This window comes from Lysobacter sp. KACC 24251, assembly GCF_057747755.1.
Genome location: NZ_CM173222.1, coordinates 1,803,952 through 1,826,697, shown reverse-complemented (window position 1 = coordinate 1,826,697; position 22,746 = coordinate 1,803,952). Strand labels below are relative to the sequence as shown.

General features: G+C 67.5%; 24 protein-coding genes. 17 read left to right on the top strand and 7 right to left on the bottom strand.

Translation table 11 applies throughout. The features are described 5' to 3' along the window. Positions 1 to 2: 2 nt before the first annotated feature. Positions 3 to 668 carry a response regulator transcription factor gene (locus tag AC3ARF_RS08600; RefSeq protein WP_498927036.1) on the bottom strand — a complete coding sequence of 222 codons (666 nt, stop codon included), beginning with the start codon at positions 666 to 668 and terminating at the stop codon, positions 3 to 5. Between the two features lie 111 nt (positions 669 to 779). Between AC3ARF_RS08600 and AC3ARF_RS08595 the strand changes: the two genes are divergently transcribed. The 7 genes from AC3ARF_RS08595 (at position 780) to AC3ARF_RS08565 (ending at position 7,957) form a co-directional block, all read left to right on the top strand. Then, positions 780 to 2,639: a 3-hydroxybutyrate oligomer hydrolase family protein gene (locus AC3ARF_RS08595; protein ID WP_498927034.1), complete on the top strand. Its 1,860-nt coding sequence runs from the start codon at positions 780 to 782 to the stop codon at positions 2,637 to 2,639. Positions 2,640 to 2,783: 144 nt separating this feature from the next. Then, positions 2,784 to 3,401 carry a CDP-diacylglycerol--serine O-phosphatidyltransferase gene (gene pssA / locus AC3ARF_RS08590; protein WP_498927032.1) on the top strand — a complete coding sequence of 206 codons (618 nt, stop codon included), beginning with the start codon at positions 2,784 to 2,786 and terminating at the stop codon, positions 3,399 to 3,401. A gap of 65 nt (positions 3,402 to 3,466) precedes the next feature. After that, complete coding sequence (gene phaE / locus AC3ARF_RS08585; protein WP_498927030.1) at positions 3,467 to 4,780, top strand: class III poly(R)-hydroxyalkanoic acid synthase subunit PhaE; 1,314 nt, start codon at positions 3,467 to 3,469, stop codon at positions 4,778 to 4,780. Position 4,781: 1 nt separating this feature from the next. After that, positions 4,782 to 5,867 carry a class III poly(R)-hydroxyalkanoic acid synthase subunit PhaC gene (locus AC3ARF_RS08580; RefSeq protein ID WP_498927028.1) on the top strand — a complete coding sequence of 362 codons (1,086 nt, stop codon included), beginning with the start codon at positions 4,782 to 4,784 and terminating at the stop codon, positions 5,865 to 5,867. 64 nt (positions 5,868 to 5,931) lie between these two features. After that, positions 5,932 to 6,132: a PspC domain-containing protein gene (locus tag AC3ARF_RS08575; protein ID WP_498927027.1), complete on the top strand. Its 201-nt coding sequence runs from the start codon at positions 5,932 to 5,934 to the stop codon at positions 6,130 to 6,132. Positions 6,133 to 6,140: 8 nt separating this feature from the next. Continuing rightward, positions 6,141 to 6,584 carry a hypothetical protein gene (locus AC3ARF_RS08570; protein WP_498927026.1) on the top strand — a complete coding sequence of 148 codons (444 nt, stop codon included), beginning with the start codon at positions 6,141 to 6,143 and terminating at the stop codon, positions 6,582 to 6,584. A gap of 74 nt (positions 6,585 to 6,658) precedes the next feature. Then, positions 6,659 to 7,957, top strand: coding sequence for a PQQ-dependent sugar dehydrogenase (locus tag AC3ARF_RS08565; protein ID WP_498927024.1), 1,299 nt, complete (start codon positions 6,659 to 6,661; stop codon positions 7,955 to 7,957). A 105-nt stretch (positions 7,958 to 8,062) separates the two neighbouring features. Here the strand turns inward: AC3ARF_RS08565 and AC3ARF_RS08560 are convergent, their stop codons facing one another. Further along, entirely contained in the window at positions 8,063 to 8,434 is a 372-nt protein-coding gene (locus AC3ARF_RS08560) for a hypothetical protein (RefSeq protein WP_498927022.1), read from the bottom strand. 147 nt (positions 8,435 to 8,581) lie between these two features. Then, entirely contained in the window at positions 8,582 to 9,385 is an 804-nt protein-coding gene (locus AC3ARF_RS08555; protein WP_498927020.1) for an NRDE family protein, read from the bottom strand. Positions 9,386 to 9,679: 294 nt separating this feature from the next. Here AC3ARF_RS08555 and AC3ARF_RS08550 point away from each other — a divergent pair, with 294 nt between their 5' ends. The 8 genes from AC3ARF_RS08550 to AC3ARF_RS08515 all read left to right on the top strand — a co-directional run bounded on the left by AC3ARF_RS08550 (position 9,680) and on the right by AC3ARF_RS08515 (position 15,951). Next, positions 9,680 to 10,183, top strand: coding sequence for a MarR family winged helix-turn-helix transcriptional regulator (locus tag AC3ARF_RS08550; protein WP_498927018.1), 504 nt, complete (start codon positions 9,680 to 9,682; stop codon positions 10,181 to 10,183). Between the two features lie 59 nt (positions 10,184 to 10,242). Further along, positions 10,243 to 10,782 carry an arsinothricin resistance N-acetyltransferase ArsN1 family A gene (locus AC3ARF_RS08545; RefSeq protein WP_498927016.1) on the top strand — a complete coding sequence of 180 codons (540 nt, stop codon included), beginning with the start codon at positions 10,243 to 10,245 and terminating at the stop codon, positions 10,780 to 10,782. 10 nt (positions 10,783 to 10,792) lie between these two features. Beyond that, entirely contained in the window at positions 10,793 to 12,202 is a 1,410-nt protein-coding gene (locus tag AC3ARF_RS08540; RefSeq protein WP_498927014.1) for an FAD-dependent oxidoreductase, read from the top strand. Between the two features lie 72 nt (positions 12,203 to 12,274). Next, positions 12,275 to 12,583, top strand: a complete 309-nt coding sequence (locus tag AC3ARF_RS08535) for an ArsR/SmtB family transcription factor (RefSeq protein ID WP_498927012.1) — start codon at positions 12,275 to 12,277, stop codon at positions 12,581 to 12,583. Between the two features lie 51 nt (positions 12,584 to 12,634). Continuing rightward, complete coding sequence (locus tag AC3ARF_RS08530; RefSeq protein ID WP_498927010.1) at positions 12,635 to 13,639, top strand: ArsJ-associated glyceraldehyde-3-phosphate dehydrogenase; 1,005 nt, start codon at positions 12,635 to 12,637, stop codon at positions 13,637 to 13,639. Between the two features lie 3 nt (positions 13,640 to 13,642). Further along, complete coding sequence (arsJ, locus tag AC3ARF_RS08525) at positions 13,643 to 14,887, top strand: organoarsenical effux MFS transporter ArsJ (protein ID WP_498927008.1); 1,245 nt, start codon at positions 13,643 to 13,645, stop codon at positions 14,885 to 14,887. Positions 14,888 to 14,914: 27 nt separating this feature from the next. Continuing rightward, positions 14,915 to 15,334, top strand: a complete 420-nt coding sequence (locus AC3ARF_RS08520; protein ID WP_498927006.1) for an OsmC family protein — start codon at positions 14,915 to 14,917, stop codon at positions 15,332 to 15,334. 8 nt (positions 15,335 to 15,342) lie between these two features. Further along, positions 15,343 to 15,951 carry a cation efflux transmembrane domain-containing protein gene (locus tag AC3ARF_RS08515; RefSeq protein ID WP_498927004.1) on the top strand — a complete coding sequence of 203 codons (609 nt, stop codon included), beginning with the start codon at positions 15,343 to 15,345 and terminating at the stop codon, positions 15,949 to 15,951. 14 nt (positions 15,952 to 15,965) lie between these two features. Here the strand turns inward: AC3ARF_RS08515 and AC3ARF_RS08510 are convergent, their stop codons facing one another. Further along, the gene (locus AC3ARF_RS08510; RefSeq protein ID WP_498927002.1) at positions 15,966 to 16,196 is read right to left on the bottom strand and encodes a heavy-metal-associated domain-containing protein; all 231 of its coding nucleotides are present in this window, start codon (positions 16,194 to 16,196) and stop codon (positions 15,966 to 15,968) included. Positions 16,197 to 16,355: 159 nt separating this feature from the next. Here AC3ARF_RS08510 and AC3ARF_RS08505 point away from each other — a divergent pair, with 159 nt between their 5' ends. Together AC3ARF_RS08505 and cueR are read left to right on the top strand one after the other, a co-directional pair. Further along, positions 16,356 to 18,791, top strand: coding sequence for a heavy metal translocating P-type ATPase (locus AC3ARF_RS08505; protein ID WP_498927000.1), 2,436 nt, complete (start codon positions 16,356 to 16,358; stop codon positions 18,789 to 18,791). Then, complete coding sequence (cueR, locus tag AC3ARF_RS08500; RefSeq protein WP_498926998.1) at positions 18,781 to 19,248, top strand: Cu(I)-responsive transcriptional regulator; 468 nt, start codon at positions 18,781 to 18,783, stop codon at positions 19,246 to 19,248. The genes AC3ARF_RS08505 and cueR overlap by 11 nt, the downstream gene beginning before the upstream one ends. 88 nt (positions 19,249 to 19,336) lie before the next feature. Here the strand turns inward: cueR and AC3ARF_RS08495 are convergent, their stop codons facing one another. Genes AC3ARF_RS08495 through AC3ARF_RS08485 form a run of 3 tightly spaced genes read right to left on the bottom strand, consistent with a single transcriptional unit; the run spans position 19,337 to position 22,745 of the window. Then, positions 19,337 to 20,011 carry a DUF2894 domain-containing protein gene (locus tag AC3ARF_RS08495; RefSeq protein WP_498926996.1) on the bottom strand — a complete coding sequence of 225 codons (675 nt, stop codon included), beginning with the start codon at positions 20,009 to 20,011 and terminating at the stop codon, positions 19,337 to 19,339. Beyond that, positions 20,008 to 20,652, bottom strand: coding sequence for an OmpA family protein (locus AC3ARF_RS08490; protein WP_498926995.1), 645 nt, complete (start codon positions 20,650 to 20,652; stop codon positions 20,008 to 20,010). The genes AC3ARF_RS08495 and AC3ARF_RS08490 overlap by 4 nt, the downstream gene beginning before the upstream one ends. Further along, a complete protein-coding gene (locus AC3ARF_RS08485) occupies positions 20,649 to 22,745 on the bottom strand; it encodes a DUF802 domain-containing protein (RefSeq protein ID WP_498926993.1) in 2,097 nt (698 codons plus the stop codon). The genes AC3ARF_RS08490 and AC3ARF_RS08485 overlap by 4 nt, the downstream gene beginning before the upstream one ends. Between the last annotated feature and the right edge of the window lies 1 nt (position 22,746).

The following is a 22,746-nucleotide window of genomic DNA, read 5'->3' as shown; positions in this document are numbered from 1 at the left end:
GCTCAGCCGGCGATCTGCCGCGCCGGGTCGGTCAGTTCCAGTTCGCGCAGGATCACGCCCGCCTGCGTGCGGTTGCGCACGCCCAGCCGCTCGAAGATTGCCGACAGGTGCGCCTTCACCGTCCGTTCCTGCACGTCCAGGCGATCGGCGATCTGCTTGTTCAACAGCCCCTGCGCAACATAGGTGAGGACACGAAACTGCTGCGGCGACAGGCTGGCCAATCGCGACGCAAGATCGGTATCGCTGCTGGAACTCTGCGTGCGCGCCACGGCGGCCCGCAGCGACGCCGGCAGCCATTGCTCGCACGCCAGCACCGCCCGCACGGCGTCGCGCAGCTCTTCCAATCCAGAGCTCTTCGGCAGGTAACCCGCCGCGCCGTGATCCAATGCCCGCCGCACGACGCGCGGATCATCGTTGGCCGATACCACCACCACGGCCACCTCGGGGTGCTGCGCGCGCACTGCCGCCAGCCCCGCCAGCCCGTGGTTGCCCGGCATGTGCAGGTCCAGTAGCACCAGGTCGACGCCGGGATCTGCATCCAGCGCCGTCAACACGCCGTCCAGGCTATCGGTTTCCGCCACCACGGTGTCCGGCACGGCATCGGTGGCCGCCTGGCGCAGCGCGGCGCGAAACAACGGGTGGTCGTCGGCAATCAGGAGTGAGGGCATGTTGGGCTCGGCTTCGTGCCTAGCCTAGCAAGCCGGACCCGCACTGTGCGCCGCCGGGAGGTGGTACCAAAGTACGATGAGGGCCGGAGTGCGGCTTGCTACGCTCGCAGCATGAAGATCTCCATGACCCTCCGCCGTCCGACCCTGCGCGCGTTGCACGTCGCCCTGGCCAGTGCCGCCCTCGCAGTGGCTGGCTGCAGCAGCCTGGGAGCCCCACGCACCAAGGGAGACAGCGACGTGTTTGGCCCAATGCGCATCACCGAGCATCGTGGCAACGACGACCTGCTGACGGCGGGCTTGGGCCTGGGCGGCCTGCGCGCCATGACTCCGCCTGCCTTCGCCGATGTCGCCGCGCCCACTTCCGGCGAACTGCGCCGCCGGGCGCTGTGGGCCAACTGGCGTGGCATCGCCGATCTCACGCCCGGTGGCGGCTATGGCAGCCTGTATGGCAGCGCCGCCGCAATACCCGGCCGGGAATTCAGCGCCTTGGCCACCGTACCGGGCGCACGTCACCCGCACCGCGTGCTGGTGCAGGTGCCCGACGCCTTCGACCTCAAGCGCCGTTGCGTAGTGGTGACCGCCGCGTCCGGGTCACGCGGGGTGTATGGCGCCATCGCCGTCGCCGGGGCCTGGGGCCTGCCCAAGGGCTGCGCCGTGGCACACACGGACAAGGGCGCTGGCACCGACTATTTCGATCTCGACAGCGGGCAGGGCGTGCGTCTGGATGGCACCGTCGGTTCCGCCGCGGATGACCTGGCGTTCAAGCCGGAGGCTCCGGCCGGTGCCACGGGCATCGCCTTCAAGCATGCGCATTCGGGCGACAATCCCGAGGCCGACTGGGGTCGCCACGTGAAGCAGGCCGCGCAGTTCGCGCTGCAGTCGCTCGATACGGCGTTCCCGCAGGCCGCGCCCTTTACCTTCGACAACACCCGCGTCATTGCCGTCGGTATCTCCAACGGCGGTGGCGCGGTTTTGCGCGCCGCCGAGATGGAAGGCGACTGGCTGGATGGCGTGGTCGCCGGCGAACCCAATGTGCTGGTGGAAGGGCAGGGCAGCCGCGCGCTTTACGACTACACGACCGAAGCGGCGCTGCTGATGCCATGTGCACTGCTGCACCCGGCCTTGGCCCCATTGCCCCAGCCGCCGCTGCAGGCACAAGTTGCGCCACTGTGGGCGGCGCAATGCACCGCCCTGCGCAAGGCCGGCCTGCTGGATGGCGCCGACACCGCCGCGCAGGCCGCCGCCGCCTATCAGCGACTGCACGACGCCGGCTGGACCGACGAAGCCCTCCGCGCCGGCGCCCTGTCGGCCGGATTCGACCTGTGGCGTTCGGTGGCGGTGACGTATGCCGCCGCCTACACGCGTGCGCCGCTGGGCGAGATGCCGTGCGGCTACACGTATGCCGCCTTGGATGCCGCCGGCAAGCCGCGTCCGGCCACCGCCGCTGAACGCGCGACCTGGTGGAGCGATGCCAGTGGCATACCTCCGGGCGCCGGGGTGTTTGCGGTGGCACCGACGGGTTCCAACCCGATGGCCGACCTCCAGTGCCTGCGTGCGCTGTGGACCAACCGGGACGAGGCGCAGGCTGCCCAACTGCACCAGGGTGTTGCCCAGACCCGCGCCGGCTGGCCGCGCGCCGGGCTGCCGGTGGTCGTCGTGCATGGCGCCAGCGACGGGCTCATCCCGATGGCCTTCACCAGCGCGCCTTACGTAGCCGGGGCCAAGGCGGCCGGCCGCGACGTGCGTTTCTGGCAGGTGCGCAACGCCCAGCATTTCGATGGTTTCCTCGGCCTGCCGGACTACGCCGCGCGGTATGTGCCGATGCTGCCGTATGTGTACCAAGCGCTGGACATGGTGCAGGCGCACCTGGACGGCAAGGGGCCGCTTCCCGCCGATGCGGTCATCCCCGCGGTTCCACGCGGGGCAGGCAACGCGCTGGAAGCGCGCAATCTCGCCATGCCGGCCCAATGACGTCGTGCGCGGTGCCATTGCACGGCGACGCGCTACGCCGACGCCGTCGCCTTTGTGCACACGCGTGCTTGCCCTGTTCACCTCGTCTTTGGCAGGCTGAGAGGCTGAAGGTCACCGACTGACCTGCCGACGACAGGAGTCGCCATGTCGCGCCGCCATTTCTCGATGCTCCGCGAGTTCCACCTCGCGGACTGGTTCACCCTCGCCAACGCCTTCTGCGGCACCGGTGCCATCTTTGCCGCCATGCGCTTCCTGCAGGAGGGCGTGGTGCGCGATCTCATGATCGGCATGGCGCTCATCCCGCTGGCGTTCGTGTTCGACGCGCTGGACGGCCGCATCGCGCGCTGGCGCAAGTCCGCCTCCACGCTGGGCCGCGAACTGGATTCGCTTGCCGACGTGATCTCCTTCGGCGTGGCGCCGGCCGCGCTGGCCTATGCCTGCGGCCTGCAGGGCGGCTGGGATTGGGTGGTGCTCAGCTACTTCGTCGGCTGCGGCGTCAGCCGCCTGGCGCGCTACAACGTCACCGCCGAACAGCTCTCTGGCGACGAGGGCAAGGTCAAGTACTTCGAAGGCACGCCCATCCCCACCAGTCTGGTGCTGGTCATCGTACTGGCGGTGGCGGCCTCGCAAGGCGCCATCGGCCAGAACTTGTGGTTCGGCATGCTTCAGCTGGGTCCATGGCAGTTCCACCCGCTGGTGCTGATGTTCGCCCTGTCCGGCTCGCTGATGATCAGCAAAACCCTGCGCATTCCCAAGCCCTGATCCGGGCGCCTTGGCGCACTGCAACATTTCCGTTGCTATGATCCGGACAGACGCGGGAGGGCACGATGGCCAAGCACGGTTTCGGGACAATGGGCGGCTTTGGGGCGGAAGAATTCGACACCATTGCCAAGCAGTACTGGAGCGCATGGGGCGAGATGATGCGCGGCGCGGGAGCCAAACCCGCCAACGCCGTCCCCGGTTGGGAAGAGGCGGTGCGCTGGTGGTCGCAACTGGCGCAGGGCGGCGCACCGCAGGCCAACGACGCCGTAAGCCGCTTCAACGCGCAGGCGCAGGGCTGGTTCGGGCAGATGCAGCAGCTGGCCGCACAATTCGCTGGCCAGAACGCCGACGCCAGCGAGATCGCCAAGGTGTGGAAGCAATTGATGGGCGGCGCCGGTGCCAATCCCTTCGCCGACATGCTCAAGCACATGCGCGGCCCCGGCCAGCACGACTTCGAAGCCTGGAGCGAGCAGGTGCGTCCGTATCTGGACATGCTGCAGCGCGACCGCGGCCGCTGGATGGACGCCCCCACCTTCGGCTTCGCGCGTGAGCACCAGGAGCGCTGGCAGGACGCCGCCAAGGCCCAGGCCGAGTACCAGGCGGCGAGCCAGACCTTCAACGCGCTGCTGGCCGAATCGGCCCAGACTGCCTTTGAGCGCTTTGAGCAGTTGCTGGCCGAGCGCAGCGAACCCGGGCGGCAGTTGACTTCCGCGCGCGCGCTGTTCGATCTGTGGATCGACGCTGCGGAAGATGCATATGCCGAGCTGGCGCTGTCGCAGCGCTTCCGTGATGCCTACGGCCACCTGGCCAATGCACAGATGCGCGTGCGCCAACACGTGCAGGAAGAGATCGAGCGCGCCAGCGCACTGCTGGGAGTGCCCGGTCGCACGGAGGTCGACGCCGCGCACCGCAAGATAGTGCAACTGGAGCGCGAGGTGCGCCGCCTGCGGGACCTGGTGCATGCGATGTCGGCCACGCCGACCGCACGCCCGACGCCGGCGAAGGAAAGCGCGTTCTCCGAAGCCATCGGTACCTTGCGGCGCAAGACTGCGGCGCAACCGCCCGCCAACGCTCGCAGTGCCACACGAAAGACGGCGGATACCGCTGCCGATTCGGGCGCGAGGAGTGCCAGGTCGGGTGCCAGCGCTGGCCAGCCCGTGCAGGGCAAGGGCGCGACGACCAATCGTTCCGCGAAGACGGGCAAGGCCAGCCCCCCCGGGGCAGCCGCGAAGCCTCCGATTGCCCGGAAGGCCACGAAAACCACCAGCACTTCCAAGGCGGCAGCGGCGCGCAGCGCCACGCCAACCAAAGCCGCACGCCCGGCCAAGGCACCGGCCAGCAAACCGGGTGTGAGAAAGTCCGGCAAGGGAGCCCGCTGACATGAACGCCTTCGACAGTTTCGGCCCCCTCGGCTTCACCCCGCAGTCTCTGGCCGAAGAGGCCACGAAGATGCAGCACAAGCTGGCCGCCGGCCTTGAGACGCTGACCGAGGTCGACGAAGTCGAGTACGGCGCCACCCGTCGCGAGGAAGTGTGGCGCGACGGCAGGGTGGTGCTGTACCGCTTCATCGGGGAACGCGCGCCCACTGCCAAAGTGCCGTTGCTGATCGTGTATGCGCTGGTCAACCGCCCCTACATGGTGGACCTGCAGACAGACAAGTCCATCGTGCGCGGCTTGCTGGAGCGTGGTGAGGACGTGTACGTGCTGGACTGGGGTTACCCCGACCGCTCCGACCGCTATCTCGAGCTGGAGGACTACATCCAGCGCTGGATTGGCGGCGCCGTCGACCACCTGCGCAGCGCCTACCACCAAGACGCCATCAACCTGCTCGGCATCTGCCAGGGCGGCGCGTTCTCGCTCTGCTATTCCGCGCTCAACCCGCGCAAGGTGCGTAACCTCATCACCATGGTCACCCCGGTGGACTTCCACACCGAGGGCAACATGCTGGCGAACTGGACCCGCGGGATGGACGTGGACCTGATGGTCGACACGCTGGGCAACGTGCCGGCCGACATGATGAATTTCACCTACCTGCAGCTCAAGCCGTGGCGGCTGTTCGTGCAGAAATACGTGGGCCTGGTCGATATCCTTGACGACAAGCAGGCGCTTGAAGACTTCCTGCGCATGGAAAAATGGATCTTCGACTCGCCCGACCAGGCCGGCGAAGCCTTCCGTCAGTTCATCAAGCAGTTCTACCAGGGCAACGGCTTCGTCAAGGGCGGCATCGACATCGGCGGACACCCGGTGGACCTCATCCACGTGGACATGCCAGTGCTCAACATCTTCGCCGAGCAGGACCACCTGGTGCCGCCTGAGGCATCCAAGGCGCTCGGTGGGCTGGTCGGCAGCAAGGACTACAGCGAGCTCTCGTTCCGGGGCGGGCATATCGGCATCTACGTTTCCAGCCGCGCCCAGCGCGAGGTGCCGCAGGCGATTCACGACTGGTTGTCCGCGCGGTCGCGCTGACGGTCACATGCCGGCGGGACGGGCCCGCGCTATGCTCGCCGGCAAGGCCACAAGGATCGATGCCATGAGCAACCCACGCCCGTTCACCCGCTCCCGCCACGACCGCATGATCGCCGGCGTCATGGGCGGCATCGCCCAGCGCTTTGGCTGGAATTCCACGCTGCTGCGCGCCATCTTCGTGATCTTCTCGATTGCGTCGGCGGCGTTCCCCGGCATCCTCGTCTACCTGATCCTGTGGCTGTTGATGCCGGAGGAGGGCGCCTGAGCCCTTGGTTGCGCCGTGCCGCGCAATTGCTCGGCATTGCATGGGCCTCGCCGAACACCGCGCTGGGGCTGGTGGCTGGCGGCATCGGCCTGGCGTTTGGTGCACATGTGCACCTGCGCCCGCGGGACATGGCCGTCGTATTCCACGGCTGGCCATGGGGCCCGGGTGGCGCGCTGACCATGGGCAACGTCATCCTGCATACCGGCGACACGCTGGATTCGCCTTGCATCACCTACGCACATCGCGCCGGCCACGGTGCGGAGCCGCACATCGTGCTGGCCGACCACGAGCGCGCGCATGTCTACCAGTACATGGTGCTGGGACCGCTGTTCCTGCCTGTCTACCTGTTGTGCGGAGGCGTGAGCGTGCGCAACCCGTTTGAGCGCGCGGCAGACCGCTACGCCCAATGCGGGCGAGGGTGGTGGCCGTGGAGTGCGCCAGGCCGGTCGTAACGACGCACATCGCGTAGACATTGCGTTGCGGAGGTGCGTGTTAAAGCTGAGGCACGCTCCCCACCACAACCGACATGCGCCGTCGTACCCCACTCTGCATTTCCCTGCTGTTGGTGGCCTGTGCAACCACGGCAGAGCGCGACCCAGGCGTGGGCAGCCAGCCCACACTGCCGACGGCGAAGCCGCCGGCCATCCCCACGGTGAACATCGCCCCCGCCGAAGCTTGGCACGACGGTGAGATGCCAACCCCCGCCCAGGGGCTGCAGGTGACGCCTTTCGCTGTCGGCCTTGACCATCCACGATGGCTGCTGGTGTTGCCCAACGGCGATGTGCTGGTGGCCGAATCCAACGGTCCCGCCGGCAAGTCCGGCATCCGCGGCGTCAAGGGCGCCATCATGAAGCAGGTGATGAGCAAGGCTGGCGCCGGGACGCCCAGTGCCGACCGCATCACGTTGCTCCGCGATGCCGACGGCGATGGCGTTGCCGAACTGAAGACGGTGTTCGCCAGCGGTCTGCACTCGCCCTTCGGGATGGCGCTGATCGGTCAGACGCTGTATGTCGCCAATGCGGACGCGTTGATAGCAACCGCGTACGCGCCGGGCGCGACGCGCGCGGGGGCGATCCGCCAGGTCACTTCGCTGCCGGGAAAGGGCGACGAGCTCAACCACCACTGGACCAAGAGCCTGATCGCCGACCGGGAAGGTCGCTTCCTGTACGTGGGCGTGGGTTCCAACAGCAACGTTGCCGAGAACGGCATGGCTGCCGAAAAGGATCGCGCCGCGATCCTGCGCATCGACCCCTCATCAGGAGAGACCCGCGTATTTGCGTCGGGCCTGCGCAACCCGGTTGGGCTGGCGTGGGAGCCCACCACGCAGCGGCTATGGACGGTGGTGAACGAACGGGACGAACTGGGCAACAACCTGGTACCGGACTATCTGACCTCGGTCACCGAAGGGGGGTTCTATGGTTGGCCGTGGTACTACTGGGGCAACAACCGGGATACCCGCGTACCACTCGCGGAAGGCGTTCCGCCGCCGCTCCGCCCGGACTACGGATTGGGCAACCACGTCGCGCCGCTGGGACTGGCGTTCTCAAACGGAAATGCGCTCGGCGAAGAGTTTGCCCATGGCGCGTTTGTCGGCCTGCACGGTTCCTGGAACCGGAAGCCGCTCAATGGCTACAAGGTCGTATTCGTGCCATTCCAGGCGGGCCGCCCCGCCGGTTCACCGGTCGAAGTGCTGGGTGCATTCCTCACGAAGGAAGGCAAGGCCCGGGGTAGGCCTGTGGGTGTCGCGCTCCATCGAAACGGCCTGCTGGTTGCCGACGACGTGGGCAATGTGGTCTGGAACGTGCGACGCGCGCCTCGTCCCTGAGTGCGCGGCCGTCCAACCGTCAAACAGAATCGCCGGCACTGCGACTCCTGGAGCGGGACGAGGAGTGTCCGGAGTCGCAGGCCGGCGAAATGGCCAACCGAAGGATCAGTTACCGTCGGTGTTGTTCTTGGCGTCAGCCGCAGCAGCAGCTTCCTCGGCGGCATCCTGCGCCTGCTCGGCGGCGTCAGCAGCCTTTTCGGCGGAGTCGGCGAGGTCATCGCGGCGGGTCAGTTCGTCGCCAGACACGGCCTCAGCGGTCGTCGCCGAAGCATCGGCAGCGGCAGCAGCGGCATCAGCAGCCGCCTGGGCGGCAGTGGTGGCCGCGGCGTCGCCAGTGGCGGCAGCATTGTTCGCAGCCTCCTGGGCTTCCGAGGCGGACTCGGCGGCGTCCTGGGCGGACATGTTCGCCTGGTCCTTGTTGCAGGCGCCCAGCGCCAGCACGAAGGCCATTGCGAGAAGGGTCTTGGTCGTATTCATGGTGTGCTCTCCTGGAACGCGTTGGTGCGTCGCAGGAACCTTGCAACCGAGCGTGTGAAAGCCACGGCAACGCGATGTTGTGGGTACGCGATCCGTTCAGTTTGCGCAAGGGCAGCCAGACAGGCCTCCCACCGCTCTCGGTCCGCCTCAGGCGATGCCTTCGGGCAATGCCAGCAGCTGAACCGTCTGCCCGGTCACTTCCGCATCCGGTCCGAAGCGCCGTTCCAGGAACAACAGACGCCCATGCTCGACCAGCACCACGGTGCTGCAACGTGTGCCATACGTGCCATTGCGGACGAAGGGCGGCGACAGCGCGCGCTCCAGCGCCAGCCCAACGCCGGTATCGGGCAGGGCATCGTCGGGGGCAGGCGCGGTGTCGGCCAGGGCCTGAAGCAACGGTTCCAGCGACGCGACGTCATCCGTGGTGCGCGCGATGGCGTCGTCCTGCGCCAGCCACGCGGACAACGCGCCCGTGGCATGTCCGCCCTTGGGCCACACCGCATCGAACGCCCCGTTGGACATCGCATGCACGCCGGGCGCGATCGGGCAGGTGGCAAACCCCGGATGGTTGGTGGCGAACGCCAGGGACTCCCCGTCCCACGCCAACAGGTTGAAGCGGCCGTAATCCGGAGCGTCGGGCGCCAAGGCCGCGCACCAATCGCGTGCGGGGGCGATGTCCTGTACGAACTGCGTTACCAGGCCGCCCCGTGAGCGCGGCGCTGTCTCGGTGGTCAAGCCCTGGCGCACGTTGGTCACCGCGGCCAGCCGCCCCCGCGACGACACCATCAGCCAACTGCCGCCCTGCAGCCCGTCGCGGCCACCGAATGCTCCGGGGAGATCCGCGTAGGCGCCGGCGGGCGAAGTAGGGCGCGCATGCGACTCGTCGCGGTTGGCGATCAGCGCCAACGGGTAGCGGGGATGGACGCCCCAGGCGACGGCAATCAGGCACATGCAGCGCATCCTAGCGCAGCGGCCGACAGACGGTCGGGGTTTATTGACACGCAGCTAACACGCAGCCGCGTAGAGTTCGTGGTGCCGGAGAAAAAGCACGAGACTCACGTTTCCTGCAACAGCTCCGACTGGAAGGCTCAGCCACCCGGAGATTCGTTTCCGAGGACTGGGCCTTCTTCATGTCTGGGGATTGGCCGGTGCGCTGCGGTCCCAAGCCGGGCAACGCATTTCAGTGTTTGACATAGTTGCGAGTGACAACTAATATGCTCCCGCATGAAGGGAGCGAACCCGCCAATGTCAGATAGCCAGACCCTGCGGAGCGACGCGGAAGCGCTGAACGCGGCCGTTGCCGACCTGGTGCGGATCTACCAGTTCCGGGATCGGGACAAAATCTGCTGCTACGACATCTCGGTGACCCAGTGCTATGCGCTGGAAGTGCTCGTTGAGAGCGGGCCCAGCCGCAGCCAGGTGCTGGCCGATGCGCTGCGCCTGGACAAGAGCACCACGACGCGCGTGGTCGACGCGCTGGTGCGCAAGGGCTACGTGGAGCGGCTGCGCGACGCGGATGACGCCCGTGCGCTGTCGCTCTCGGTGACCCAATCGGGGCGCAAGCTGTACGAGAAGATCAACAGTGCGCTGATCGACCAGCAGGTTGATCTGCTGCGGGGGCTGGATCCGCAGGTTCGCTCGGTGGCTACCCAAGTCATCCAGCGGCTGGCGCGCGCGGCGCAGTCCCGTTTCGTGTCGGGCGTCAGCGTCGCCGATTGCGCCACGTCCCAAGGCGATAGCGGTGGCTGAGCGATCAGCCGCCTTTTTTTTGTTCAATTGGTTGTCACTAACAACGTATGGGGCTTTGAATGAAACAGATCCGATCTGCGCGACCCGAGGACGCTGCCGCGGTTGCAGCCGTCTACAACCAGGCAATCGCCGAACGGTCCGCAACGTTTGAAACCGTTGCGAAAACGGTCGCTGACATGGAGCTGCGCATTGCCGACCAGGCGCGCTATCCCTTGCTGGTAGCGACCGACCCGGCCGGCACCGTGTTGGGCTGGGCGGGGTTGAGCAGCTACCGCCCGCGGGACTGCTACGCGGGCATCGGCGAGTTCTCGATCTACCTGGACGCATCGGCACGCGGACGTGGGCTCGGGGGCGAGCTGCTGCAGTCGCTGCTCGAAGTCGCACGCGAGCGCGGCTACTGGAAGCTGATTTCCCGTGTATTCCTCTTCAATGCCGCCAGCCGCGCGCTGTGCCGCTCGGCAGGGTTCCGCGAGGTCGGCATCTATGAAAAGCATGGCCAGCTGGATGGCCGTTGGCTTGATGTGGCCATCGTCGAACGGCTGATTCCCGAAAACATTGCCGCCCCCCTGACGGCCGCGCCGGCCGCTGCCATCCGCTAAGGAGAATCCGATGAACGCTTCACTTCCTGTTGTCGTAATCGGTGCTGGGCCGGTGGGCTTGGCCGCCGCAGCGCACCTGCTCGAGCGCGGACTCACGCCGCTGGTCCTGGAGGCTGGCGACGGCGTCGGTGCCGGAATGCTTCGCTGGGCCCACGTGCGCATGTTCTCGCCGTGGGAGTTCAACATCGACCGCGCCGCTGCGGCGCTGCTGGCGAAGCAGGGATGGGAGACGCCTGACGTGGCGCAGTTCCCCACCGGGGGCGACGTCGTCGAGCGTTACCTCAGGCCGCTGGCGGCCACGCCCGAAATCCAGCCACGTATTCGTACCAACGCGCGTGTGATTGCCGTGACCAAGCAGCGGCGCGACCGGATGAAGGACTCGCAACGCAACGAAGTGCCGTTCCTGGTGCGATATGTCGATGCCAAGGGCGAGCACGAAGTAGTGGCGCAAGCTGTCATCGACGCGTCCGGCACCATCGGCACTCCGAACCCGATGGGTGCGTCCGGTGTGCCCGCCTTGGGCGAGCGTGCGCTGCAGGCACAGATCTTCTACGGCATGCCCGATGTGCTGGGCATTCATCGCGGTCGCTACGCGGGCAAGCGCGTGCTGGTGGTCGGCAGTGGCCACTCGGCGTTCAACGTGTTGGGCGATCTGGCTGCCCTGGCACGCCAGGTGCCAGGCATGCGCATCGAATGGGCGATCCGCCGCGGATCCCTGCAGCGGGTGCTGGGTGGCGGCGAGCATGACCAGCTCAAGGAGCGCGGCCGCCTGGGCATGACCATCGCGAAGCTCGTCGAGGACGGGATCCTGCACGTGACCACCGGCTTCCATCTGGACCGCTTGGAGACCACAGGTGAGGGCATCGTCGCCCACGGCGACGGCCGCCAGATCGGCCCGGTGGACGAGATCGTCGCGGCCACCGGATTCCGGCCCGACCTGGGGGTGCTGTCCGAACTGCGCATCGCGCTGGATCACGGCACCCAGGCGCCGGTGGCGCTCGCACCGCTGATTGATCCCAACCAGCACAGTTGCGGTAGCGTCCGGCCGCACGGTGCCGAGGAGCTGAAGCACCCGGACGCAGGCGTGTACATCGTCGGCATGAAGAGTTATGGCCGGGCGCCCACGTTCCTGTTGCTGACCGGGTACGAGCAGGTGCGCTCGGTCGTGGCTGCGATCGCCGGCGATTGGGATGCGGCGCGTCGGGTCGAGCTGGTATTGCCGGAGACTGGCGTTTGCATTACCCAGTTCGCGGAAGAAGACGCTGCGGAGGCCGCGACTTCGTGCTGTGGCCCGGATTCGACCGCGGCAGCGGGCTGTGGCGTCGGTAATGTGGATGCGCAGGCCGAAGGAAAGTCCGGCTGTGGTGGCGCAAAGGGGAACACGGTGCCTGCGCCGCGCGAGGAGGCTTGCTGCCGGTAATCGGGCTCGGGAGGATGGGGGAAGGGATGACGTTGATTACAACTGTCACAATTATTCCATTATGCTGGAAGCATGGATATGAAGCAGGCCGTCCCCGCCCTCAGCGCCTTGGCGCACGCCTCCCGGCTCGCCCTCTTCCGCCACCTGGTTGAACTGGGTCCGGAAGGCGCTTTCCCGGGCGAGCTCATCGAAAAGTTCGAACTGCCGGCAGCCACCCTGTCGTTCCACCTCAAGAACCTGTCGCAAGCGGGCCTGATCGAGGGCGAGCAGCAGGGGCGCTACATCCGTTATCGCGCCAACTTCCAGCAAATGCAGGGGCTGGTGGACTACCTGACCCGGAACTGCTGCGGCGGAGACCGATCCAGGTGCGTCAGTACGTGACGCGTGCGGGTCTCCCCACCCTTCTTTCTCCATCGACTTGACGGCAATCACATGAGCATTCGCGTTGGCATCAATGGCTTTGGCCGCATGGGTCGACTCACCCTGCGCGCGGCGTGGGGCAATCCGGAGTTGCAGTTCATCCATATCAACGACCCGGCGGGCGATGCGGCGACGCTAGCGCACCTGCTGAACTTCGATTCGGTCCATGGCCGCTGGCAGCATGAGGCGGTGGCCGACGGCGACGCGATCGTGATCGGTGGCACCCGCATCCCCGTCACCCGCAACAGGGAACTGGCCGCCACGAATTGGTCCGGTTGCGATGTGGTGCTGGAGGCCTCCGGCAAGTTCCGCAAGCCCGACGTGCTGCAGCCGTACCTCGATCAAGGGGTGAAGCGGGTGGTGGTGACGGCGCCGGTGAAGGCCGAGGGCGCGCTCGACGTGGTGGTGGGCGTCAACCACCAGCGCTTTGATCCGGCGAGGCACCGTATCGTGTCGGCGGCGTCGTGCACCACCAACTGCCTGGCGCCGGTGGTCAAGGTGATCCATGAGGGCCTTGGGATCCGCCACGGCAGCCTGACCACGATCCACAGCCTGACCAACACCCAGGTCATCGTCGACGCCCCGCACAAGGACCTGCGTCGCGCACGTTCGTGTGGCAGCAGCCTGATCCCGACATCGACAGGCTCGGCGACGGCGATCGCGGAAATCTTCCCCGAGCTCAAGGGCCGGTTGAACGGCCACGCCGTGCGCGTGCCGCTGACGAATGCGTCGCTGACCGACTGTGTGTTCGAGGTCGAGCGCCCCACCACGGTGGAAGAGGTGAACCGGTTGCTGCAGCAGGCCGCGGAAGGTGAACTCAAGGGCATCCTGGGCTACGAGCCGCGTCCGCTGGTGTCGATCGACTTCCTGCACGATCCGCGTTCGAGCATCGTCGACGCGCTGTCCACCCTGGTCACCAACGGCACGCAGGTAAAGATCTACGCCTGGTACGACAACGAGTGGGGTTACGTGAACCGCACCGCCGAGCTGATCCAGCTTGTGGGCAAGGCGGCGTAAGCCATGCTCGCGCGCCTGTCGCCCGATATCCGCCAGTACCTGCTGATCACCGGCAACTACTGGGCGTTTACCCTGACCGACGGCGCGCTGCGCATGCTGGTGGTGCTGCATTTCCACCAGTTGGGCTATAGCCCGCTGCAGGTGGCCTTGCTGTTCCTGTTCTACGAGATCTTCGGGGTCATCACCAACCTCGTCGGTGGCTGGTTGGGTGCGCGCATCGGCCTCAACCGCACCATGAACATCGGCCTGGCGATGCAGGTCATCGCCCTGTCGATGCTGCTGGTGCCGGCGGCGTGGCTGACCGTGCCTTGGGTGATGGCGGCGCAGGCGCTTTCGGGCATTGCCAAGGACCTCAACAAGATGAGCGCCAAGAGCAGCATCAAGCTGCTCGTTCCGGGCGATCAGCAGGGGACGTTGTTCCGCTGGGTGGCCGCGCTGACCGGTTCGAAGAACGCGCTGAAGGGCATCGGCTTCTTCCTCGGTGGTGCCTTGTTGACGACCGTGGGGTTCGCGCCGGCCGTGGCCATCATGGCCGGTGGGTTGCTGGTGGTCTGGCTGTTGAGCCTGGCGATGCTCAAGCGCGACATGGGCAAGGCCAAGGGCAAACCCAAGTTCCGGGACATCCTCTCCAAGAGCCGGGCCATCAACCTGCTGTCGGCGGCACGGATGTTTCTGTTCGGCGCGCGGGATGTGTGGTTTGTCGTGGCGGTGCCGGTGTTCATGGCGACCACGCTGGGCTGGGACTTCTGGAAGATCGGCGGCTTCATGGCGCTGTGGGTGATCGGGTACGGCGTCGTCCAGTCGATCGCTCCTTATTTCACCGGCAAGCGCCGCGGGCAGGTGCCGGACGGTCGCGCGGCCTTTGCGTGGGCGCTGCTGCTGGCCGGGGTGCCGGCGCTGATGGCGTTCCTGTTGATGCAGGGCCATTCCGCGCAGTGGGTCCTAATCGCAGGGTTGGCGGTGTTCGCGTTCGTATTTGCCGTCAACTCCTCGCTGCACAGCTACCTGATCGTCAGCTACGCGGCCGAGGACGGCGTGTCACTCGACGTCGGCTTCTATTACATGGCCAATGCGATGGGGCGGTTGATCGGCACGGTGCTGTCGGGGTGGATCTTCCAGGCGCACGGCCTCGCGGCGTGCTTGCTGGTGTCGGCCGGGTTCGTCGCGATGGCGGCGCTGGTATCGGTGGCGTTGCCGCGTCATGGAGACCGACAGGACTACGGGCGACCCTCGTCCGTGGTGAACTAGAGCTCTCGGCAGACACCGGTGACAGGCATGGCCAGCACTCCCCAGAAACTGTCGTTCAAGGTCCAGTCCACGCGACTGGATGCCGATGGCAGCGAAGCCCGTTGCAAGGATGCCGTGATCCCCTTGGACACTCGGCTTGCGGGGCGCCGGGACGCCTTCAACCCGGCCGAACTGCTCCTGGCCGCGCTGTCGGCCTGCATGATCAAGGGCATCGAGCGGGTGGTCCCCATCCTGAAGTTCGAGTTGCGGGGAGTGTCGGTGACCATCGAGGGGGTGCGCCAGGACGCGCCGCCGAGGATGGAGTCCATTACCTACGAGATCGCGGTGGATACCGACGAAAGTGATCGCCGGATCGAACTGCTGCACGAAAACGTCCGCAAGTACGGCACCGTGTTCAATACAGTGTCGCCGGGGACGGAGTTGCACGGCACGATGCGTCGCCTCTGATTGCCCGCATGAGCGATTGTGACTGCCACCACGAGGCGAGGAATGCGCAGGAACGGCGGGTGCTGCGCATTGCGCTGCTGCTCAATGCCGCCATGGCCGTCATTGGTGGCATCGCCGGCTGGCTGGCGCAGTCCACCGGGCTGTTGGCCGATGCCCTGGACATGCTGTCGGATGCCAGCGCCTACGCCATTGGACTGATGGCGATCGGTCGCAGCGCGCGTTTCAAAGCGAATGCCGCCTGGCTCAGTGGCTTTGCATTGCTGATCCTGGGCGTCGCCGTGCTGGTGGAAGTCGCCCGGCGTGTCGCTTACGGCGCGGAGCCGTTGAGCGGCTGGATGATCGGCACCGCGCTGCTGTCGCTGGCGGTGAACCTGACCGTGCTGCGCCTGCTGTCGCCGCTGAAGTCCGGTGAAGTGCACCTGCGCGCCACCTGGCTGTTCACCCGCGCCGATGTCGTGGCCAACGTGGGAGTGATCGTGGCCGGCGCGCTGGTGTTCTGGCTGGCGTCGCCGTATCCGGACTATGTGATTGGCGTGCTGATCGGCCTGTACGTCATCAAGGAAGCCGTGGAAATACTGGGAGAGGCCCGCCGAGCACGCGCTGCCGGCGAGCCCTGACGCTTCGAGCACCCTCAACGGTTGCCGCTGCAGCATTCCGACTTCGTCGTACCAGTGGTGCCGTGAGTGACCGTGTAGCCCTCTTTTTGGATTGCGCGGCGCACGGCGGCGATATCGTCAATGCCGGTCACCGCCACGGTTCCCGCGGCCAGATCCACCTCGGCGGTGCCGCCCAGGGCCGCCACGGCCTGCTTGATGGCGCGCTCGCAATGGGCGCAGGTCATGCCTTCTACGTTCAGTTGCATCATTGTTCTCCGGGCCGGTGCATCCGGCAGCGGGCAGCCTAGGGGTTACCCCCGTGGGAAGGTCAACCGCGGGGCAACGGGGGGGGTGAACCGCGGACCCCTTGACCTTCCTACAATGGGAAGGCTCAGGCTGCGACCAAACCCCATGAGACCACGCCCATGAACGCCACCGTCCCCAGAACCGCCCTGCGCCTGCCCATCGAGGGGATGACCTGTGCGTCCTGTGCCGGGCGGGTGGAACGCGCGTTGAAGAAGCTGCCGGGCGTTGAGGACGCGGGCGTCAATCTGGCCACCGAAACCGCGGAGGTCCGCGGCGCGGCGTTGCCCGGCATCAGCGACCTCGCGAAGGCGGTGGAAGCGGCGGGCTACCGTGTAGGCGTGGACGAGGTGGAACTCGCGATCGAAGGCATGACCTGTGCCTCATGCGTGGGCCGCGTCGAGCGGGCGCTCCAGCGCGTCCCCGGCGTGCTGGAGGCGGCGGTCAACCTGGCCACCGAGCGCGCCCGCGTGCGAACCGCCGGTGCCCTCGACCTCGGGACGCTGCTGGCCGCGGTTCAGGCCGCCGGCTACACCGCGCGGCTCCCGGAGGCTGCTGCGGAAGAGGCCAGTGTCCAACCTGGCGACGCCGCTTCCGCCCCGATGTCGCGCGAAGCGCGCCACCTGCTGATCGCTGCCGTGCTCACGGTGCCGCTGGTGGTCCCCATGGCCGGCATGCTGTTCGGCATCCACTGGATGCTGCCGGGCTGGGTGCAACTGCTGCTGGCGACTCCCGTGCAGTTCTGGCTGGGCGCGCGCTTCTACCGCGCGGGCTGGAGCGCCCTGCGTGCGGGCACCGGCAACATGGATCTGCTGGTGGCGCTGGGCACGTCGGCTGGGTATGGCCTGAGCGTGTACCACCTGCTGCAGGGGACCGCGCACCACGCGCCCGCCGCGCTGTATTTCGAGGCCTCGGCGGCGATCATCACCCTGATCCTGCTGGGGAAGTTCCTCGAATCGCGGGCCAAGCGCCAGACCACCGAAGCCATCCGCGCGTTGCAGGCGCTGAAGCCCACCTCCGCGCGCGTGCGCGGGCCCTCCGGCGACGTCGAGGTGCCCGTGGAGCGTGTGCAGGTAGGCGACATGGTGGTGGTGCGACCCGGCGAGCGTTTCCCGGTGGACGGCGTGGTGCGCGAAGGCCGCACGCATGCCGATGAGTCACTCATCACCGGCGAGTCCCTGCCGGTCACCAAGGACACCGGCGACCGCGTGACCGGTGGCGCGGTCAATGGCGAAGGTGTGGTTGTGGTGGAGACGCGCGCCATCGGCAGCGAGACGGCCCTGGCCCGCATCATCCGCCTGGTGGAAGACGCGCAGGCCAAGAAGGCGCCGATCCAGAAGGCGGTCGACCGGGTCAGCGCGATCTTCGTCCCGGTGGTGGTGGCGATTGCCCTCTTGACGATGCTGGGCTGGGGCCTTGCCACGGACGACTGGAACACGGCCATTCTCAACGCCGTGGCAGTGCTGGTCATTGCCTGCCCCTGCGCGCTGGGCCTAGCGACGCCGACCGCGATCATGGCGGGCACCGGCGTCGCGGCGCGCGCAGGCATCCTGATCAAGGATGCCGAAGCGCTCGAGCTGGCCCACAAGGTGAAAATTGTGGCTTTCGACAAGACTGGTACGCTCACCGCGGGCGAACCGAGGCTGGTCGAAGCGCTGCCATTGGCCGGTGACCGCCACGCCCTGTTGGCATTCGCCGGCGCGCTGCAGAGCGGCAGCGAGCACCCGCTGGCGCGTGCGGTGTTGCGCGAAGCCGGGCAGGTCACGGCGGCCACCGAGGTGAAGGCCTTGCCCGGCCGTGGTCTCACCGGCAGCGTGGGTGGCCAGCAGGCGTGGCTGGGCAACCAGGCGCTGATGCACGAAGTGGGTGCTGCCACCCGCGCCCTGCAGCCAAAGGCCGACGCGCTGGCGCAGGACGGCCACACGCTCAGCTGGGTCGCGCGTCAGACGGGCGAGGGCGTGCGGGTGGAGGGCCTGCTGGCCTTCCGCGACGAACCCCGCGCCGGGGCGCAGGCGGCCATTCAGCGCCTGCACCAGTTGGGCATCCGCACGGTCATGATTTCCGGTGACAACGAAGGTGCCGCGCGCGCCATCGCCCAGCGCCTTGATATCGACGAGGTGCATGCCAACGTGCAGCCCGGGCAGAAGGTGGACGCCATCGGCGGCCCGAAGGGCCACGGCGTGGTAGCGATGGTGGGCGATGGCATCAATGACGCCCCGGCATTGGCGGCGAGCCACGTGGGCATCGCCATGGGCTCGGGCACTGACGTGGCAATGCATGCCGCCGCGATCACGCTGATGCGCCCGGAACTCACCCTGGTCGCGGACGCCATCGACGTGTCCCGCCGCACCACGCGCAAGATCCACCAGAACCTGTTCTGGGCGTTCGGCTACAACGTGGTGGGCATCCCGCTGGCGGCGCTGGGCTACCTGGACCCGGTCGTGGCGGGCGCCGCCATGGCCTTTTCGTCGGTCAGCGTGGTCGGAAACACGCTGCTGCTCAAGCGCTGGCGGCCTACCGATGGCCACAAACTCGCCGAGGTGAGCCATGCGCACTGAAACCTGCCCGCCGGAGCTTGGTGAAGCCCGCGCGCAGGGCCTGCACAACATCGGCCAGGCCGCGCGACTCTCCGGAGTGTCGGCCAAGATGATCCGCCATTACGAAGGCATCGGCCTGCTGCCCGAGGCCGCGCGCACCGCCGCCGGCTACCGCCTCTACAGCGATGCCGACGTGCACCGCCTGCGCTTCGTCAAGCGTGCGCGCGACCTCGGCTTCCACATGAAGCAGATCGCAGTGCTCTTGGGATTGTGGTCTGACCGCAGCCGCGCCAGCGCCGAGGTGAAGCAACTGGCGCAGCAGCACGCCAGCGAGCTGGGCGAACGCATTGCCGAGATGCAGGCGATGCAGCGCACGCTGCAGGACCTGGCGCGCCGCTGCCATGGCGACCAGCGGCCGGAGTGCCCCATTCTCGATGAGCTCAGCGGGGACTGCGGGTCAGGTGCCGCGGGTCAATGACGCGGGCACGGAGTATCAGGCGCGGCTGATTCGCTGATGCAGTCACTACGTCCCAGGTGTGGCTAATCGCCGATGCCGCGGTCGCGCCTCACCCGGGGCGACGACGCGGTTTTGCCCGGCTCGGTTTTCCGCCGCTGGCGGCGCGAGGCGCGGTGTCCGGTGGCGCCGTGTGCTTGGCGCAGATGGGTTCCAGCCCGGACAGCGCGTCGATGTAGGCGACGAAATGCTCCAGGTAGTCCGGCGACAGGTCGCGCATGAGGGTCAACGCGCGATGCACCAGGCTGGCGGAGTTGAGGGGGCCTGCGTCGGCCGGCGCAGGCGTCAGCGCCTGACGCAGTTGGCTTTCGGTGCGGACTTCGGCACAGATCTGTCTCAGCTCTTGGAACACCGGGGAACCAGACTGCGAGTGCCGCGGTGGAGCGTCGCAGAGCGGAGCATCACTCGGCTCTGCATCAAGGTGCGCGGCGCGCGATGCGAGGTGATCGATCAGGTCAGCCAGCAAGCTTGGTGGGCGCGCAGCAGGCAGCTCGCCCGTGTTTGCGCGTGTCGGTGCAGCGCCAGTCGTAGCGCTCAAGTACGCGGCATAGGCATTGACCAGCTCCGCCAGCCGCTCATCGAGCAGGCGCCGGACGTCGCCCACCTGTGTCGCCGCGCGCCGCTCCAGGGCCACGATCCGCTGGAGACGGATCGGGTCCTTGCGATCGGCGCTGTTCCCCAGCCACGACTCCAGCCGGGAGCGCGTGCTGGCTGCTTCCTGACTCATGGTGCGTTCCGGCGTGCCTTTTCGGGCCTGGGCATCGGCGCAATTTCCACGCGGCGGTTGCGGGCGCGGCCTTCCTCGTCGGCATTGGACCCCACGGGCTGCTGCGAACCAAACGCCGCCGCGAAAACAGACGAGGCCGGCACGCCTTCGTTGATCAACGTGCGGGTCACGGTGAGTGCGCGCTGGGCGGACAACTCCCAGTTGTCCGCAAACTGTTGGTTGCCATCGCGCACCTGGCGATCGTCGGTGAAGCCGCTGACCATCAGGATCTCCTCGCGCGCGCCCAGGTACTCTGCCAACGGGCCGGCGAGCGATTTCAGCAACTGCCGCCCCTCGGGCTGCAACTGGTCGGAGTTGAGCGCGAACAGCACGCTGCCGCGGATGCCGATGCGGCCGTCCACCAGTGTCACCCGTCCTTCGGCCAGCGGTACGGCGAGCACCTGCTCCAGCGTGCGGTTGCGCTGGGCCTCGGCTTGGCGCTTGCGAACCTCTTCGTCCAACTGGTGCGAAAGGCGCATCTGCACCGCGATAACGCCCACCAGGATCAGCGCGAACACGCCCAGCAGCACGGACATCAGGTCGCCGAAGGCGGCCCAGACGGCGGTGGACGACTCGGCGTCGCCGTCGTGCTCCACGCTCATGCCGCTTCGGTCCCGAGCGCGGCGCGCTGGTCGGCCAGATGCTTCAGCTCGCCGATGATCTGCTTCTGCGACAGCACGCTGAGGTCGATCACCTCACGCGCCTGCGCCACGTAGTACGCGAGTTGCTCGTCACTGCGGGCGAGCGACTGGTCCAGCGCGGCTTCGATGGCCTGCAGGCGGGCGACCAGTTGTTCATTGGACTCGCCAAAGCGCTGCACCGCTGCACCGAAGGTATCGCCCAGGCTGGCGACCTCGATCGCGCCGGCCGCAATCCGGGTGGCGGCGGCGTCCAGCTTGCCGGTCTCGGCCTCGACGTGCGCGGTGAAGCGCGTGCCCACGCGGTCGAGCAGGTCCGCCGTGGTGGAGATGAGTGAATCCACGGAGGTGCGCTGCTCGGTGGATGCATGGTTAACCGCGTCCAGCAGCGTCTCGACCGTGGCCAGCAGGCGGCCACGCTCCTCCAGCATCGCGGTGTCGCGCACCATGCTGTCGGACAGCTTCTGGCGCAACTCGGCGATCACGTCCGCCGCTGCCTTGGGTGCTTCGGAGGCCGCTTCCACCAGACGCGAAATCTCCGCGATCGTGTCGCGCGCGTGTGCCTGCGTCTGGGCGGCAATCGTGTCGGCCGTGCGCGCCAGCGTGTCGCACAGCGCCTGCTGTCGGCTGGCGGCGTGTTCGCCCGCCTGTTCCCAGCGCTGGACCAACGGACCGGTCATCGCGCCGAACGTCTCCGCCCAGGCCTCCAGGCGTTCCTGGGACTTGGCTTCCAGCGTCGATTGCAGGTCCGCGTGCGACTCATGCACCACGCGCACCAGGGACGCCGCATGCGTCTCGAACGTCGCCGAGGCTGCCGCCAGAGCGTCCTGGTTGCGGACGGCGAACTCGTTGCCAGCCGCGGTCTGTTGCGACACCGCCTCGGCCCACGCCGAGCTGGCGCTGCGGGTGGCCGCATCAAAGCGCGCCGATACGGACTCGACCATCCCCGCCGAGCGTTGGTCGAAGGTGTCGGTGAAGCGTTCCAAGGTGGCGTGCAGGTCCTGCAGCAGCGCGTCGTTGCACTGGCGCTGCTCGGCGAGCGACTGGCTCCACAACTCGGCCACCGTGCGCGTGCTCGCCTGGAAACCCGTGGACAAGCCCTCCACCTGCTGCTGCAGCGACTGCATCACCTCCGCGTGCAGCGACGCCGCATTGCGAGCCATCCCGGCCATGGTGGCTTCGACCACCGGCTGCAGCGCCGTGCTCGCGGCGCGCGCGCTCTCGGCCGCTCCCTCCATCAAGGACTGCTGCACCGACGATGCCAGCCGCGAATACACCGCTTCGGTGCGGTCATGGAATGCCGCCTGCTGCGACAGCTGCCGCTCGTTGGCCACTCCGCTCTGTTGCTCGATGGCCGACATCATCGCCTGCAGCCGGTCGACCAGTGCCGGCAGGGAATCGGCCTGTCGCTGCAGCAGCTTGAAGGCCTCCTCGCGCTGGTGCGGCTGCGAGAACGGGCGCAGCGTGGTCGCGATGGCCGCGTCCAGCGCCTGGGCCACTTCCACGCGTTCGCGCCGGCACAGGGCCGACAGCAGGCCCAGCATTGCCGACGCAGCCACGCCCGCGATGGACGTACCAAAGGCGAACGCCAGCCCCTTGACAGGGGCGGCGATCGACGCGCGCAGGGCCTGCAGGTCCGACGCACTTTCCAGTGCCAGGCCGGTGCCCTGCAGGGTGGTCATCATGCCGAGCAACGTGCCCAGCATGCCGAGCAACACCAGCAGGCCGACCAGGTACGGCGTGAGGGCCGGCGCCGGCAGCGGCGTACGCCCGCTTTCAATGCGCTGGCGCACTGCGTCGCGCAGGGACGGGTGCAACTGGGCGAGCCACTCGCCCAGATGGGGCGCGGGTGCAGTCAACGTGGCGACCGCGTGGTCCAGGCTGGCCGTGGCCTGCCGGTAGCGGTGCAATTCCAATGCGCCCGCCACGTAGCACGCAGCGATGAGCAGCACGACGGCCAGCGCCAGCAGATTGACGCCGACGTAGCCAGCCCCGATCCAGGTCAACGCGGCCAGGCCAGTGAAGAAGACAGCGGGTTTGAGCAGGTTGTTGCGCATG

Coding starts and splice junctions, on each gene's coding strand:
- AC3ARF_RS08530 (WP_498927010.1), top strand. CDS start 12,635: ATGAGCATTCGCGTTGGCATCAATGGCTTTGGCCGCATGGGTCGACTC.
- AC3ARF_RS08520 (WP_498927006.1), top strand. CDS start 14,915: ATGGCCAGCACTCCCCAGAAACTGTCGTTCAAGGTCCAGTCCACGCGA.
- AC3ARF_RS08540 (WP_498927014.1), top strand. CDS start 10,793: ATGAACGCTTCACTTCCTGTTGTCGTAATCGGTGCTGGGCCGGTGGGC.
- AC3ARF_RS08550 (WP_498927018.1), top strand. CDS start 9,680: ATGTCAGATAGCCAGACCCTGCGGAGCGACGCGGAAGCGCTGAACGCG.
- cueR (WP_498926998.1), top strand. CDS start 18,781: ATGCGCACTGAAACCTGCCCGCCGGAGCTTGGTGAAGCCCGCGCGCAG.
- AC3ARF_RS08565 (WP_498927024.1), top strand. CDS start 6,659: ATGCGCCGTCGTACCCCACTCTGCATTTCCCTGCTGTTGGTGGCCTGT.
- AC3ARF_RS08600 (WP_498927036.1), bottom strand. CDS start 668: ATGCCCTCACTCCTGATTGCCGACGACCACCCGTTGTTTCGCGCCGCG.
- phaE (WP_498927030.1), top strand. CDS start 3,467: ATGGCCAAGCACGGTTTCGGGACAATGGGCGGCTTTGGGGCGGAAGAA.
- AC3ARF_RS08490 (WP_498926995.1), bottom strand. CDS start 20,652: ATGAGCGTGGAGCACGACGGCGACGCCGAGTCGTCCACCGCCGTCTGG.
- AC3ARF_RS08595 (WP_498927034.1), top strand. CDS start 780: ATGAAGATCTCCATGACCCTCCGCCGTCCGACCCTGCGCGCGTTGCAC.
- AC3ARF_RS08545 (WP_498927016.1), top strand. CDS start 10,243: ATGAAACAGATCCGATCTGCGCGACCCGAGGACGCTGCCGCGGTTGCA.
- AC3ARF_RS08510 (WP_498927002.1), bottom strand. CDS start 16,196: ATGCAACTGAACGTAGAAGGCATGACCTGCGCCCATTGCGAGCGCGCC.
- AC3ARF_RS08555 (WP_498927020.1), bottom strand. CDS start 9,385: ATGTGCCTGATTGCCGTCGCCTGGGGCGTCCATCCCCGCTACCCGTTG.
- AC3ARF_RS08515 (WP_498927004.1), top strand. CDS start 15,343: ATGAGCGATTGTGACTGCCACCACGAGGCGAGGAATGCGCAGGAACGG.
- AC3ARF_RS08560 (WP_498927022.1), bottom strand. CDS start 8,434: ATGAATACGACCAAGACCCTTCTCGCAATGGCCTTCGTGCTGGCGCTG.
- AC3ARF_RS08580 (WP_498927028.1), top strand. CDS start 4,782: ATGAACGCCTTCGACAGTTTCGGCCCCCTCGGCTTCACCCCGCAGTCT.
- arsJ (WP_498927008.1), top strand. CDS start 13,643: ATGCTCGCGCGCCTGTCGCCCGATATCCGCCAGTACCTGCTGATCACC.
- AC3ARF_RS08495 (WP_498926996.1), bottom strand. CDS start 20,011: ATGAGTCAGGAAGCAGCCAGCACGCGCTCCCGGCTGGAGTCGTGGCTG.
- AC3ARF_RS08535 (WP_498927012.1), top strand. CDS start 12,275: ATGGATATGAAGCAGGCCGTCCCCGCCCTCAGCGCCTTGGCGCACGCC.
- AC3ARF_RS08505 (WP_498927000.1), top strand. CDS start 16,356: ATGAACGCCACCGTCCCCAGAACCGCCCTGCGCCTGCCCATCGAGGGG.
- AC3ARF_RS08575 (WP_498927027.1), top strand. CDS start 5,932: ATGAGCAACCCACGCCCGTTCACCCGCTCCCGCCACGACCGCATGATC.
- pssA (WP_498927032.1), top strand. CDS start 2,784: ATGTCGCGCCGCCATTTCTCGATGCTCCGCGAGTTCCACCTCGCGGAC.
- AC3ARF_RS08485 (WP_498926993.1), bottom strand. CDS start 22,745: ATGCGCAACAACCTGCTCAAACCCGCTGTCTTCTTCACTGGCCTGGCC.